At 58.5% G+C, this 12,925-nt stretch carries 12 protein-coding genes; 7 read left to right on the top strand and 5 right to left on the bottom strand.

Annotation, left to right across the window (positions count from 1 at the left end; translation table 11 throughout):
* Positions 1 to 130: 130 nt before the first annotated feature.
* Positions 131 to 1,201 (bottom strand): GlxA family transcriptional regulator, encoded by a 1,071-nt coding sequence (locus G518_RS0116415; protein ID WP_084651904.1) that lies wholly within the window; start codon positions 1,199 to 1,201, stop codon positions 131 to 133.
* 54 nt (positions 1,202 to 1,255) lie between these two features.
* Between G518_RS0116415 and G518_RS0116410 the strand changes: the two genes are divergently transcribed.
* Complete coding sequence (locus tag G518_RS0116410) at positions 1,256 to 1,999, top strand: SDR family oxidoreductase (RefSeq protein WP_028603488.1); 744 nt, start codon at positions 1,256 to 1,258, stop codon at positions 1,997 to 1,999.
* A complete protein-coding gene (locus tag G518_RS0116405; RefSeq protein ID WP_028603487.1) occupies positions 1,996 to 2,973 on the top strand; it encodes a bestrophin family protein in 978 nt (325 codons plus the stop codon). Before G518_RS0116410 ends, G518_RS0116405 begins: the two co-directional genes overlap by 4 nt.
* Positions 2,974 to 3,050: 77 nt before the next feature.
* Here the strand turns inward: G518_RS0116405 and G518_RS0116400 are convergent, their stop codons facing one another.
* Positions 3,051 to 3,962 carry a LysR family transcriptional regulator gene (locus G518_RS0116400; RefSeq protein WP_028603486.1) on the bottom strand — a complete coding sequence of 304 codons (912 nt, stop codon included), beginning with the start codon at positions 3,960 to 3,962 and terminating at the stop codon, positions 3,051 to 3,053.
* A gap of 107 nt (positions 3,963 to 4,069) precedes the next feature.
* Between G518_RS0116400 and G518_RS0116395 the strand changes: the two genes are divergently transcribed.
* Complete coding sequence (locus G518_RS0116395) at positions 4,070 to 5,236, top strand: mandelate racemase/muconate lactonizing enzyme family protein (RefSeq protein ID WP_028603485.1); 1,167 nt, start codon at positions 4,070 to 4,072, stop codon at positions 5,234 to 5,236.
* 108 nt (positions 5,237 to 5,344) lie between these two features.
* Here G518_RS0116395 and G518_RS0116390 read toward each other — a convergent pair whose 3' ends face one another.
* On the bottom strand, positions 5,345 to 5,809 hold the full coding sequence (locus G518_RS0116390; protein ID WP_028603484.1) for a GNAT family N-acetyltransferase: 465 nt from the start codon (positions 5,807 to 5,809) through the stop codon (positions 5,345 to 5,347).
* Positions 5,810 to 6,424: 615 nt separating this feature from the next.
* On the opposite strand from G518_RS0116390, the gene G518_RS0116385 reads away from it, so the two are divergent.
* Positions 6,425 to 8,494 carry a PhoX family protein gene (locus G518_RS0116385; protein WP_028603483.1) on the top strand — a complete coding sequence of 690 codons (2,070 nt, stop codon included), beginning with the start codon at positions 6,425 to 6,427 and terminating at the stop codon, positions 8,492 to 8,494.
* Positions 8,495 to 8,726: 232 nt separating this feature from the next.
* Here the strand turns inward: G518_RS0116385 and G518_RS0116380 are convergent, their stop codons facing one another.
* Complete coding sequence (locus tag G518_RS0116380; protein ID WP_028603482.1) at positions 8,727 to 9,626, bottom strand: crotonase/enoyl-CoA hydratase family protein; 900 nt, start codon at positions 9,624 to 9,626, stop codon at positions 8,727 to 8,729.
* Between the two features lie 108 nt (positions 9,627 to 9,734).
* Between G518_RS0116380 and G518_RS0116375 the strand changes: the two genes are divergently transcribed.
* Positions 9,735 to 10,358 (top strand): TetR/AcrR family transcriptional regulator, encoded by a 624-nt coding sequence (locus G518_RS0116375; protein ID WP_028603481.1) that lies wholly within the window; start codon positions 9,735 to 9,737, stop codon positions 10,356 to 10,358.
* 152 nt (positions 10,359 to 10,510) lie between these two features.
* The gene (locus tag G518_RS0116370; protein ID WP_028603480.1) at positions 10,511 to 10,999 is read left to right on the top strand and encodes a RidA family protein; all 489 of its coding nucleotides are present in this window, start codon (positions 10,511 to 10,513) and stop codon (positions 10,997 to 10,999) included.
* A 103-nt stretch (positions 11,000 to 11,102) separates the two neighbouring features.
* Here G518_RS0116370 and G518_RS0116365 read toward each other — a convergent pair whose 3' ends face one another.
* Entirely contained in the window at positions 11,103 to 12,236 is a 1,134-nt protein-coding gene (locus G518_RS0116365) for a zinc-binding dehydrogenase (protein ID WP_028603479.1), read from the bottom strand.
* A 246-nt stretch (positions 12,237 to 12,482) separates the two neighbouring features.
* Between G518_RS0116365 and G518_RS0116355 the strand changes: the two genes are divergently transcribed.
* Positions 12,483 to 12,809, top strand: coding sequence for an ArsR/SmtB family transcription factor (locus G518_RS0116355; RefSeq protein ID WP_028603478.1), 327 nt, complete (start codon positions 12,483 to 12,485; stop codon positions 12,807 to 12,809).
* Positions 12,810 to 12,925: the final 116 nt, after the last annotated feature.

Raw genomic sequence — 12,925 nt, 5'->3', positions numbered from 1 at the left:
CGCATTGCCGCGTTGCGCCTCTTGCCAAGGATCGCACCTTGGCGGCACGGCGCGCCTTGCACTGCAACCCGACAAACCCCGGCGCGGGGGTGAATTTAGTGTGAACACGCCCTAACCAGGTAGGCTGACCTTACGTCATCTGCTGGCCTCGGGCCGCAAACCGCCGCCGGTAATCCCGTGGCGCCACGCCCAGTTGTCGCTGGAAGCTCACGCGCATTCGCTCCTCATCGCCGAAACCACACAATCTCGCAATCTGGTCGATGTTGCGGGTGGAATCTTCCAGCAGTCTTTTGGCGGCTTCAACCCGGAACAACTCGACTGCCTTGGCCGGAGTGCGGCCGGTCTTTTGCTTGTAGACCCGCGCGAAATTGCGAGGGCTCATGCGGGCCTGCTCGGCCAGTTGCTCCACACCCAGGTCGGCACGTTCAAGGTTGTTTGCGATCCACAGGTTGAGTTCGTCAAAAATTGCGGCCGAGTCTTCGGTTTGAGACCGCAACATGCCGCTGAACTGCGACTGGCCTCCGGGCCGTTTGAGGTAGACCACCAGTTCGCGTGCCACCTCCATGGCCACCTCGTGCCCGCAATCGGCTTCGACCAGCGCCATGGCCAGGTCGATACCAGCCGTGACGCCGGCCGAGGTCCAAACCGCGCCCTGCTGCACAAAGATGGCATCGCGGTCGATTTGCACCGTTGGAAAACGCTCGCGCATCATGTCGAACATCAACCAATGCGTGGTGGCGCGCTTCTGGTCGAGCAGGCCCGCGGAGGCCAATAGAAACGCGCCGCTGCATACGGATGCCGTGCGACGCGTCCTGCCGGCAGCGCGCCTGAGCCATTCGATCAGCGCCTCTGATTCGCCGAGCACCTGCGCCATGTGCGGCGAGCCGGGGACGACGAGTGTGTCCACGGTTGATGCGCGGAATTGCTCAAGCGCCTCAGTCTGCAGCACCAGGCCTTCGGCACTGCGCACCAGCCCGCCCCCAAGGCTCGCGGTGCAACGTTCGTAGCCCTGCAAACCACGGGATTCCATGGCCTTGGTGGCGCACCAGAACACCGTTTGCGCGCCGGTCAGGTCGAGCAGTCCAACCTCGGGGAAGGCGACGAACAGGACGCGCTTTGGGCGAGCGCGGCGGGGCGATGACCGGGGTGTCGGCTCCGGTTGCTTTTGTGAGTTTGGCAGTAATTCAGGGTTCTTTGTCATTTCAGCCATATTGTTTCATATCTACCATCGAGGCATCAACACAAGGTATAGATCATGAAAATCGTCGTCATTGGAGGCACCGGCCTCATTGGAAGCAAACTCATCACACTGTTGAGGCAACGGGGACATGAGGCCATCGCTGCCTCGCCCAACACAGGTGTCAACACGCTTACCGGCGAGGGCTTGGCAACCGCACTGGCGGGCGCGCAGGTGGTGGTTGATGTGGCCAACTCCCCCTCGTTCGAAGACGCTGCCGTCATGAACTTCTTTCAAACCTCGGGCCGCAACTTGCTCGCTGCCGAGGCGGCCGCTGGTGTGCAGCATCATGTGGCGCTTTCGGTGGTGGGTACAGACCGGCTGCAAGATAGCGGTTACTTTCGCGCCAAGCTTGTGCAGGAGCAACTCATCGAGGCCTCCGGTCTGCCGTACACCATCGTGCGGGCTACGCAGTTCATGGAGTTCCTGCCGGCCATCGCCCAGTCGGGCGCTGCTGGCGACGCCATACGTTTGCCGTCCGCGCACGTGCAACCTATTGCCGCGCAGGACGTGGCGGCTGCCATGGCCGACTGCACGCTGGGCGCGCCGGTCAATGGCAAGATCGAAGTCGGTGGTCCTGAGCGCGCCGGCATGGCGACGCTGGTCGAGCGCTACTTGCGTGCCACCGGCGACGCACGCGCGGTAGTGGCTGACCCTGCGGCGCCCTATTTCGGTGTGGTGATAGATGATGCTTCGCTCACGACGGCTGCTGACGCTCGGATCGGCCCGACCAACCTCGACGCCTGGCTGGCCGCCCGATGAACGTCGGCCGCTCGTACCGGCTGCGTGAATTTTTCTTCTGGACGCGGCGGGAGCTTTATCTGCTGGTGGCGCTGGCCATCGTGCCTGTCTGCCTCTACAAACTGGCGGGCTGGCACTGGCTGGCGATTCCTTGGACGGTGGTGGCGCTCATCGGCACAGCCACAGTGCTGATCGTGAGCTTCAACAACACCCAGACGTATGCGCGTACTGTAGAGGCGCAACAGGTTTGGACTGCTATTCTCAACAGCAGCAAGGCCTGGGGTCTGATGAGTCGCGATTACGTGCGGAACCCTGAGGCTACGCGCGAACTGGTGAATCGGCACATCGCCTGGGTGACTGCACTGCGTTACCAGATGCGCCGGCACCGTGCTTGGGAAAGCACCGGTCGAACCACCAATGCCGAATACCAGGCGAACTATTGCGTGCCTGAGCATGAAAGCTCTCTCGAGACTGAGCTGGCTCGCTACATTCAGGGCGATGCGCTCGCCGCCGTGATGGCCTCGCGCAGCAAGCCAACGCTGCTCATGGCGCAGCAGAGCGAGGCGCTCCGCAATATGTTCACGCGTGGCGAGATTGTCATCAACTTCTTCATTGAGATGGAAAAGGGAATCAAGGAGCTGCTCGATCACCAGGGGCGCAGTGAGCGTCTCAAGAATTTTCCCTACCCTCGGCAGTACGCCATCGTCAATGCGCTGTTCATCCGCTTGTTCTGCATCCTCCTGCCATTCGGCTTGCTCAAGGAGTTCGATGCGCTGCACCGTGTGTGGCTGGTGATTCCGTTCAGCGTGCTGATCTCATGGATGTATACCTCGTTGTTGCAGGTGGGTGAGAGCACCGAGAATCCGTTCGAGGGTGGCGCCAACGATGTGCCTATCGCGCAGATCGCCCGGATGGTCGAAATCGAACTGCGCACAATGCTGGGCGATGCGGACCTGCCGCCCCTGCTGCGGCCGAAGAACAACATCATTCTTTGAACCGGAGAGAACACGCCGCGCAGGCAAGACCGAACGGCTCTACTTATGCGCCTGGCCCTTCAGGCCGCGAGCTTATGTCACGGTGTGGCATTGACTTGATCAGACACGGCGTCCCACAGTGCTTGCGCAGCTCTGCCCATCGCGCGGTGTGCGCGGTACAGTCGTATCTCCAGGTCAATGCACCATTCCTCGGAGGCCGCCGCAACCAGACGGCCAGTGGCGATTTCATCGGCCACAAGACTGTGAGGTACCCATGCCATTCCTCGTGAGTCCAGGACCATCGTCTTCAGTACGGAGGCGAGATGGGCCGTGAATACGGTGTTCGTGTGAATCTTTTCTACTGCGTGTTGTTGAGTCTCACGCAAAATTCTTCCTAGTCCGGATTCATCGCTGTAGGTCAACAATGAAACTGGAGAGTGGCCTCCCTGGAGCTGGTGGACAGGTTGCCCATCTGGCCCCGGTACGCTGACTGGGACCAATACGTCCGCACCGACCTTCAGTGAAGGGAACCCTTCAACCTGGAGTTTCCCCGGTGCTTGCGGATGAGCGTGGCAGATGACGAACTGCACCTTGCTCTGCTCCATCAGCGCCTCACAACGCTGCAGCACGTCCGATTCCAATTGGATGGTGCCTGCCATCGTGAGCGACTCGAACTTACGCAACCACCCCGGCACAAAGGTAAAAGAGAGTGCATGGGTTGCGGCAAAGCGCAAAGAACTTGAGCCGGCCTCGACCACTGCGCGAGTTTCGCCGGGAATCCGGGCGACTCTATCGAGTAAGTCATGCGCAACACTCTGAAACCACTGACCGGCATGCGTCAGGCGGACAGGCTGAGAGCTTCGGTCAAACAACTCAGCGCCTATCCACTCTTCCAGCGCGCGAACGCGCCTGCCAAAAGCTGGTTGCGTCATATGCCGCTCCTCAGCCGCACGGGAGAAGTTTCCCGTCGACGCGAGGGCCAAAAAATCTTCCAACCAGGACAGGTTCATAGCCAGTGCTTTGAAAGCATTGAAGAAGAGAAAAATAGCATTGGTAAAAACCAAAGCGGGTCACGATGATACCCATCCTCAAGTCGCCATTCCTGAAGAGGTCAAGCATGAAAATCGTCGATATCCGAGAAATCACTCTTCCCATTAGCTCCCCTATACGCAACGCCTACATAGACTTCAGCAAAATGACGCTGAGCCTGGTTGCCGTGATCACCGACGTCATTCGAGACGGCAAGCCTGTGGTGGGTTATGGCTTCAACTCGAATGGGCGGTATGGCCAGGGTAAGTTAATGCGCGAACGCTTCATTCCTCGCGTTCTGGAGGCCGCACCGGACTCCCTCATTGACGATAGCGGAAAGAATCTTGATCCACACAAGATTTGGAACTGCATGTTCACCAATGAAAAGCCTGGTGGCCATGGCGAGCGTTCTGTGGCCATAGGGACCATCGATATGGCTGTTTGGGATGCAGTAGCCAAGATTGAGCAGAAGCCACTCTTCCAACTCTTGGCGGACCGATACGGTAATGGCAAGCCTGATCGCAAGATATTCGTTTACGCAGCAGGGGGCTACTACTATCCAGGCCAAGACCATGGCAAGCTGAAGGACGAGATGCGTAGCTACATTGATCGCGGCTACACCGTGGTCAAGAAGAAGATTGGTGGCGCCTCACTGGACGAAGATTTGCGCCGCATCGATTCGATCCTGAGCGTGCTGCAGGATGGTCAGAAACTGTGCGTGGATGCCAATGGTCGATTTGATCTGGATACCGCCATTCAATACGCCAAAGCACTGTCGCAATACGACTTGTTTTGGTACGAAGAGCCGGGTGATCCCCTCGATTTCGAGTTGCAAGCAACCCTGCGCAACTACTACACAAATCCCATGGCTACGGGCGAAGACTTGTTCTCCATGCAAGATGCGCGCAACCTGATTCGTTATGGGGGTATGCGTCCAGACCGGGACTGGTTGCAGTTCGACTGCGCGCTGAGCTACGGCCTGGTCGAATATCTGCGCACGCTGGACATGCTGAAGGAACACGGTTGGTCCGCAACCCGTTGTATACCGCATGGTGGCCATCAAATGTCATTGAATATCGCAGCTGGCCTGGGTTTGGGTGGCAACGAGTCTTATCCTGACTTGTTTCAACCTTTCGGTGGCTTCCCTGACGGCGTGAAAGTCATTGACGGCCACGTGACGCTACCTGAACTTCCAGGCATTGGATTCGAAGGTAAGGCAGACCTCTTTGCCCACATGCAGGCGCTATCGGCGTAACTCCCAATAGGCATGGGAGCGGCAAAGCAATAGGCTCCTTATGCGCACTGGAGTGGTGCCGCTCCGGTGCAATCCATTGATGGCAAGGCCTTGCCTTGCCATCAAGAGCTACAAAGCCAATGCGAGAAACTTGGTACCTGGAACAGGATTGAAACTCACCGGCTCAGCAGGCTCAAACCCCATCGACTCATAGAGTTTCTGCGCTGCCGTGAATTCAGGCAGAACGTCCAGGCATATACGCGAGTAGCCTGCGAGTCTGGCTTCAGCCACTATCGCGTTGGCCAGCAGTCGCCCAAGGTCTCTTCCTCGTGCGACGGGGCGCACATAAACACGCTTCATTTCACACGTTTGCTCATCAACACGGCGCAGCGCTGCGCAGCCGAGCACAGCGTCCGCTTCTCGTGCAAGGAGTAGGCGGCCTTGTGGCGCTTCGTACTTTCCAGGAAGTTCAGCGAACTCGGCTTCGTAGTCCTGAAAGTCGAGGCTGACGGTTGGGCTACTCACGTACTCACGGAAGATCGAAACAACATCGTCTCGTTCAGCGGGAAAAAGTGCTTGTCGAATGATGAACATGGAAAAGGTTCGGGAATTCTCGTTTCAATTTGAGAAGTGAGAGGGTGGTTGCGGCAGGGCTGAGCGAGTTTTCATTCGATCTGCAGAGGTCCTTGCCCAGCATTGGCGCATGCAATAGCTTGCTTTCGCGCCGAAGGCTGAGCGCACTAGGGCGTGTTCACACTAAATTCGCCCCCGCGTGAGGTTCTGGCTAGCTGCAATCAAGGCGCAAACCGTAGCCGGGTTGGGCACCCGGTGAGGATTTGCGCGGCCGGCGTCGGCAACGCCGAGTGCGGCTAGCCAGAGCCTCACCCTTCGGGCCGAGGTTTGCCGGGCCGCATTGCCGCGTTACGCCTCTTGCCAAGGATAGTACCTTGGCGGCACGGCGCGCCTTGCACTGCAACCCGGTAAACCCCGGCGCGGGGGTGAATTTAGTGTGAACACGCCCTAGCCAAGCATCGAGCCACAACCTGATTTTGCGTCATCAGCTTGCACGCGAACTGACTTCATTTCGTCATATATGGCTCCTAGACTACTTGCGAAGGTTTGAACGAATCTCTCATGCCCTTCGGACATGCGGGATTCATTCACACCTCCTGAGTCCGACAAGTAGCAGTCATTACAAGAGTACACACGATGAGCAAATTTACTACGAGCGACGCCGTCAGCAATGCGAGCGGCAACGAACCTTTCAGCAGCATTCTTGAAAAGAGCCTGTCACGCCGTGCACTCACGCGCGGAGGCTTGAGCGCTGCTCTGGCTGCACTGGCGGGTGTCAGCCTCAGTGCCTGCGGTGGCAGTGACGATGAGGTCATTCCACCTGCTCCGGCACCCACGCCTCCACCCAAGCTGGCCCTGGGCTTCCAGTCGCTGCCTGTTTCGATGACAGATGGTTGCGTTGTCCCCGCTGGCTACGTTGCCCACGTGCTGGCCCCCTGGGGTACGCCGTTCAATGACAACGCGGCTCCTTGGGACCGCGGCGGAAATAACAGCTCCAACGACCTGCTCAATTCCGCTGGCATGCACCATGACGGCCTGCACTTTTTCCCGCTGGAAGGTAGCTCCACCGAGGGCTTGCTTGCGATCAACTACGAGTACATCGACGAGAAGGCTTTGCACCCTAACGGCCCTACGCTCGTGGACGGCAAGCGCCCGGCGGAGGAGGTTCGCAAGGAAATCAACGGTCATGGCGTCGGCGTGATCCACATCCGCAGGGCGGACGGCAAGTGGAACGTGGTCAAGAACTCCAAGTACAACCGCCGTTTTACATCGGCCACGCCGATGAGCCTGGCCGGCCCAATCAGGGGTACAGCTTCGGTCAAGACGCCTTACTCGCCTACCGGCACGCTGGTGCGCGGAACCAACAACAACTGCGGCAACGGCTTTACGCCCTGGGGAACCTACCTCACAGCAGAAGAAAACTGGTATGCCTGCTTCGTGAATAAGGCGCCGGCGGCTGACCGTCCGAAGAGCCAGGTTCGCATGGAGATCCCTTCCGCCTCAGGCCGATACAAGTGGGAAACGGCCGCTGGTGACGCGACTGAGCAACAAGGTGAATTTGCACGTTTTGACATCACACCCACCGGTGCAGATGCCACCAAAGACTGGCGCAATGAAGCCAATGCCTTCGGCTACCTGGTCGAGATCGATCCCTATGACCCGACCAGCATCGCCACCAAGCGCACCGCCATGGGCCGCTTCTCGCATGAAGGCGCAGCCTATGGCAAGCCGGAAGCAGGCAAGCCGCTGGCGTTCTATACCGGCGATGACAAACGCTTTGAGTACATCTATCGTTTCGTGTCCGAAGCTGTCTGGGATCCTCTGGATGCCAACCGCGTTGATCGCCTGGCCGTAGGTGCCAAGTACATGGACAAGGGTACGCTGTATGTGGCGCGCTTTGACGCCGACGGCGCGGGTGAGTGGTTGCCGCTGAGTGAGAACGCCAAGGGCAAGGATGGCCGCACGCTGAAGGAAGAGTTCGGCAGCCTGGAAGGCATCTTGATCAACACGCGTGGCGCTGCTGACTTTGTAGGTGCAACACCTATGGACCGCCCTGAGTGGACAATGACCCACCCGGTCAATGGCGACGTGTACTTGACCCTCACCAACAACACCAGCCGCAATGCCGCTGCAGGTACCAATGCGCCTAACCCGCGCTTGAATAACGCCAATGGTCACATCGTGCGTTGGCACGACGAGCCAGGTTCGAACAAGTTCCGTTGGGACATCTTCGTATTCGGCTCCAACGCGACTGGCGCTGCCGATGTCAACCGCTCGGGCCTGACAGCAGAAAACCAGTTCGCCAGCCCTGACGGCTTGGGCATCGATCCACGCGGTATTTTGTGGATCCTGACGGACAACGGCATTGATGGTGGTCGTAACAACGATGTGGCCAAGGCCACCAATGACCAGATGCTGGCCGTGATTCCTGGCGCTTTGGCAGATTCAAAGGGCGTGGGCCCAGCCATCAACAAGGATAACCAGGGCGATCTGCGCCGCTTCTTCGTCGGCCCGAACGAGGCTGAGATCACGGGTTTCGCTTTCACCCCGGACCTGAAGTCGGTCTTCATCAACATTCAGCATCCGGTGAACTGGCCTGCTTACGATACCGAGGACGCGACCAAGGCGAACACTGGCGACAAGGTGCGTCCACGCTCCTCGACCGTGGTGATCCAGAAAACAGACGGCACCGCCATCGGCGTGTAAGTTAGTCACTCGTCAGAGTGATTTCGTGAAGCCCGCAGCAACACGGGCTATCTCGTTGGCCAAGGGCTACGCATCTCAGGTGCGTAGCCCTTGGCCGTTTGTGCATCGATTGCATTCGCGCAATACCCTCTTCATCAATGGGCGCCCCTGCGGTATTTTCTGAGCTGAAGGCCGGGATCGTTAGTGCCGTTGAAATAGCATTAATCTCTCCTGGCAAGACGGCCAAGACCATTCACGTTGCCTTTGCATCAATCTCGCGAATGAGTGCTCTTGCTTCATCTCCTTCGGGAATAGGGCGTCCACTGTCGCGCCATTCGATCGCGGATTTAAATCCGTGCTCTTGCGCGTGGCGGCGAAACCACAGGCCTTCAGGGTTGTGGCGCGTGACGCCATCGAACAAGGTGGCCATCGTTTGCGTCTGCTCGAGGCCCATATTCAGCATCACCTGATTCACTACCATCTTGTGCATGGCCAGGTGTGAGCGAGGCACGCCTGCGATCCGGCTCGCCAGTTTCATCGTAGCGCTCTCCAGTTCTTCTAGAGGAACGGCTATGGTCGCAAGGCCCCAGTCGGCTGCAGTTTTTCCATCGATTAGATCTCCGGTGAACATCATCTGTTTGGCGCGCATTGGGCCCAGACGAAAGGTCCACATTGCGGTGGTGGGGCATCCCCATACCCGTGTGGGCATGTAACCGATACGGGCGTTGTCTGCCATGACCAGAAGGTCGCAACATAAGGCGATATCGCTGCCTCCGGCCGCCGCTGCGCCATGCACTTTGGCGATGGTGGGTTTGGCGCTTTTCCACAGCGTCATGAAGTCTTCGGTATTGCGCTTCATGCAAGCGTAGTCAAGCATCGGGTCCCAAGGCGTTTTTTCTTGCTGGCAGGGGTGCTCGATATGCTGCTCTGCATAACCGGTTAGATCGTAGCCCCCGCAGAACCCTTTGCCTGCTCCCTCGATGACGATCACATGCACCTCGTCTTCTGCGTTAGCCCACTCCACTGCAGCCCTGATTTCTCGCGGCATTTCATCGCTGATGGCGTTCAACCGCTCCGGACGGTTTAGAAGCAGACGAGCGATACGAGGATTCTGGGTGTCCTTTTCAATCTGGAGCGTGCTGAATTTGGGCATGGATGGATCCTTTTCTAGGAAATTTTGAGGGCGATAAAAAACAGTCAACCCTGACTGTATGCTCGTTAAGTGATACAGTCAATGCTGACTGTTTGGCCATTCTCCACCATGACTTCTACTGCCAATAAGAACAATGAGACCGCGAAAGACGCGTTTTCAGAACGCTCTATCCGCGATCGAATCCTCGATGCCGCTGTCGAGTCGTTGATCGGGCAGGGTGCAGCGCGCACCACCACACTGGAGGTGCAGCGCAAGGCAGGTGTCAGTCGCGGCGCATTACTTCACCACTTTCCCACTCACGCAGAACTGCTCTCCGCCACCGTGACCGATTTGGTGCGCCGCAATGAGCAAAGTGTTTTCGAGATGCTGGAGAAGCTGCAGAGTGCGCCGGATGCAGTAGAGCGCGCCATACGCGCCCTGGCACTGATGATGGCTCAGCCGCCGTTCATGGCAGAGCTGGAGCTTTGGGCGCTGGCCCGCACGGATGACGGACTGCGGGAGGCGCTGCTTAAAGTTGAGCGTGGCGCCCGCAAGGAAAGCGAGCGCGTGTTACGAGCACTCTTTGCCTCCGTGGCAGACAGGCCTGGCCACGACGCGGTGATTGCCATGACCACGGATTTTCTGCGTGGATTGGTGCTGTCAGGTGTCTTGCGCAAGAACCCCATTCGCAGGCAGCAGATGATCTCCAACTGGGTGCGTGCTACTCAGATACTGCTCGAGCACTGGAAGTGAGCTACGAAGCGAAGGGGCCTTTGCGTCGGTTACGACGAGCGCTGCGTAATATCGATTCAGCCGACGAGTGGATTTGCCATAAGCTTGAGGGCCTCTTTCCTGGGGCGTAGCCTGCGCTCCAACGAAGTCCGATTCATTAGGCTCCACCGTTTATGTCGTCAGATCACCGCTTCGAAGTGCAAGCGCAGTCGCTTGGCTTTCCTCTGTCTTCACCCATCAAGATCGGCGGCAATTACACGCCCGCGTTGCGAGACGGCGATCTCATCTACGTCAGCGGTCAAATACCTCGAATAGCCGATTCCATTGCGGTGGTGGGTGCGGCGGGTGCCGAAGCGTCGTTTGAGCAAGCTTGCTTTGCCGCACAGATCAGCACGCTTCGCGCACTGGCGTTGGTCAAGCAGATATGTGGCTCTCTTGAGGCCGTGCTTCTCGTTCCCCGGATGAGCGTGTTCATCCGCTCGGCCCTTACGTTCACCCAGCACAGTGAAGTTGCCGATGCGGCTTCGGATCTATTGTCTGCCGTCCTGGGGCCGTGTTCTGCCCACTCGCGTACCTCCGTTGGCGTCTTGCAACTACCCAAAGGGGCCACTGTCGAGTTGGATTTCATCTTCAAAGTGTCGGCGCAGCGAAACAGCTTATGAAGTCTGAATCGATCTCCCGTGGGCGCTGAGCGTCCGATCGCGGTGGTGGTCTTATCGCCGCCGCGACCTTCGCCAAAGAAACGATGAAGCTGAATTGGCTTCTTTAAATGGAGGGATCAATCAACACCTTGGCACCCGTGTTGCGTGCGCCATAAAACGCGATATTCTCAGCGCTCAATGCGCCTGCCAGCGAAACGGTGCGTGCGTAGTGGCTGGCGAACGTGGTTTTCAATTCAGAGGCCACGCGGGCGCGTAGTACCTGGGCTGCCTCATTGCCGATTTTGTGGAGGAACGGAAACAGCAGCCATCCGCCCACGCTCCAGGCCATGCCAAAGTTGCGATGAATTTCGACAGGCCGAGGATCCAGTTGGCCATATAGGTAGACCTGCTTGTGCACCGCCGAACCGTAGCGGCTGTATTCCTTGGCATTGCGGCTGATAGCGGTTTCCATGCATTGCAGGATTTGCCCCGCCAGAGGGCCGCCTGTGGCGTCGAAGGCGATGGTTGCACCCGTGTCTGCCAACGCATTGGTCAAGTCTTCCAGGAATCCGGGTGCGCTGCTGTCGCAAACATACTTGGCGCCCAAATCCCGCAGCAGTTGGGCCTGCTCGGGTCTGCGCACAATGTTGACCAAGCCAATGCCGTCCTTCTGGCAAACCTTGTTAAGCATTTGGCCGAGGTTGCTGGCAGCCGCTGTGTGCACTAATGCAGTGTGGCCTTCTCGCTTCATCGTTTCGACCATTCCGAGGGAGGTCAAGGGATTGACGAAGCACGACGCGCCTTCCGCTGCCGTGGTGTCCGCCGGCAAGGGCAGGCATTGCGCGGCAGGCATGAGCCGGTATTGCGAATACATGGCGCCGCCAATTGCCGCCACCGTGCGGCCAAGCAACGCTTGTGCTGCGGGCGAAGATCCCGCGGCCACCACCAGCCCAGCGCCCTCGTTGCCGACGGGCATGCTTTCGCCGATGCGGGGAGCGAGGCGCAACATGGCTGGCTCAGGGATACGGGCAGTCGCCACCGGTCGGTCTGGGCTGCCCGTGACCTCAACTGTAGACAGGTCAGCAGGGCCCAAAAGAAGGCCAATGTCCGAGGGGTTGATGGGGGCGGCCTGCATTTGGATCAAAACCTGGTCGGCCCCGGGAGTGGGAACAGGAACGGATTCCAGGCTGAGTTGCAGGGTGCCGTCAGCTTGCACGAGGGAGCGCAGTTCGAGCGCGGTGGTGGGAAGTGTGTTCATGAGGGGCTCTCGGTGGAAATTGGATGCGGCATGCGGTTAAGACTTGAGAAAGGCTCTTTACCTTGCAGGTCCCCGCCGCTCGCTGCCTTCATTGTCGATCAGCTGGCGACACTTTGCAGCCACGGCTTTCTTCAACACTTGCCTCGGAAATGGCTTTCATGTGCCATCGTGGCGCATTCCGCCCGCGTTCTTGCAGGGTCAAGTACATAGCTCTATTTAATTCCATAATCGTTGTATAGTAGATATATGCACGAAGCTGATGCCGTTCGATCCCTCGCCGCTCTGGCCCAGGCTCTGCGCCTGCGGCTGTTCCGTGTACTGGTGGTCGCGGGCGCTGAAGGGTTGACACCTGGCGCGCTGGTGGAGCAGTTAGCGGTGCCTGGCAACACGCTGTCGTTCCACCTCAAGGAGCTGACGCATGCGGGCTTGGTAACGCAGGAGCGCCAAGGGCGAAATCTGGTCTATCGTGCTTCATTCAACATGATGAACGACTTGTTGAGTTACCTCACGGAGAATTGCTGCGAAGGCTCAGCGTGCGTGACCACCGGCACCAAAGCGACGAGTCGCTGCTGAAGAGAATGCGATGAAATTTTTGTGCCGCCACATGCGGATCAGGGAGCTGCTCCAGAGCGTCGCACTCCCTGGGTTCGATGCAGGCAACGTGATCAATCCAGTGGTTCATTCGGGCC

Source organism: Ottowia thiooxydans DSM 14619 (genome assembly GCF_000422885.1).
GTDB classification, from domain to species: domain Bacteria; phylum Pseudomonadota; class Gammaproteobacteria; order Burkholderiales; family Burkholderiaceae_C; genus Ottowia; species Ottowia thiooxydans.
Note: the sequence above shows the minus strand (reverse complement) of the source record. Positions and strands in the feature narration are given on the sequence as shown.

Coding starts and splice junctions, on each gene's coding strand:
- G518_RS0116355 (WP_028603478.1), top strand. CDS start 12,483: ATGCACGAAGCTGATGCCGTTCGATCCCTCGCCGCTCTGGCCCAGGCT.
- G518_RS0116390 (WP_028603484.1), bottom strand. CDS start 5,809: ATGTTCATCATTCGACAAGCACTTTTTCCCGCTGAACGAGACGATGTT.
- G518_RS0116385 (WP_028603483.1), top strand. CDS start 6,425: ATGAGCAAATTTACTACGAGCGACGCCGTCAGCAATGCGAGCGGCAAC.
- G518_RS0116380 (WP_028603482.1), bottom strand. CDS start 9,626: ATGCCCAAATTCAGCACGCTCCAGATTGAAAAGGACACCCAGAATCCT.
- G518_RS0116395 (WP_028603485.1), top strand. CDS start 4,070: ATGAAAATCGTCGATATCCGAGAAATCACTCTTCCCATTAGCTCCCCT.
- G518_RS0116375 (WP_028603481.1), top strand. CDS start 9,735: ATGACTTCTACTGCCAATAAGAACAATGAGACCGCGAAAGACGCGTTT.
- G518_RS0116415 (WP_084651904.1), bottom strand. CDS start 1,201: ATGACAAAGAACCCTGAATTACTGCCAAACTCACAAAAGCAACCGGAG.
- G518_RS0116410 (WP_028603488.1), top strand. CDS start 1,256: ATGAAAATCGTCGTCATTGGAGGCACCGGCCTCATTGGAAGCAAACTC.
- G518_RS0116365 (WP_028603479.1), bottom strand. CDS start 12,236: ATGAACACACTTCCCACCACCGCGCTCGAACTGCGCTCCCTCGTGCAA.
- G518_RS0116400 (WP_028603486.1), bottom strand. CDS start 3,962: ATGAACCTGTCCTGGTTGGAAGATTTTTTGGCCCTCGCGTCGACGGGA.
- G518_RS0116370 (WP_028603480.1), top strand. CDS start 10,511: ATGTCGTCAGATCACCGCTTCGAAGTGCAAGCGCAGTCGCTTGGCTTT.
- G518_RS0116405 (WP_028603487.1), top strand. CDS start 1,996: ATGAACGTCGGCCGCTCGTACCGGCTGCGTGAATTTTTCTTCTGGACG.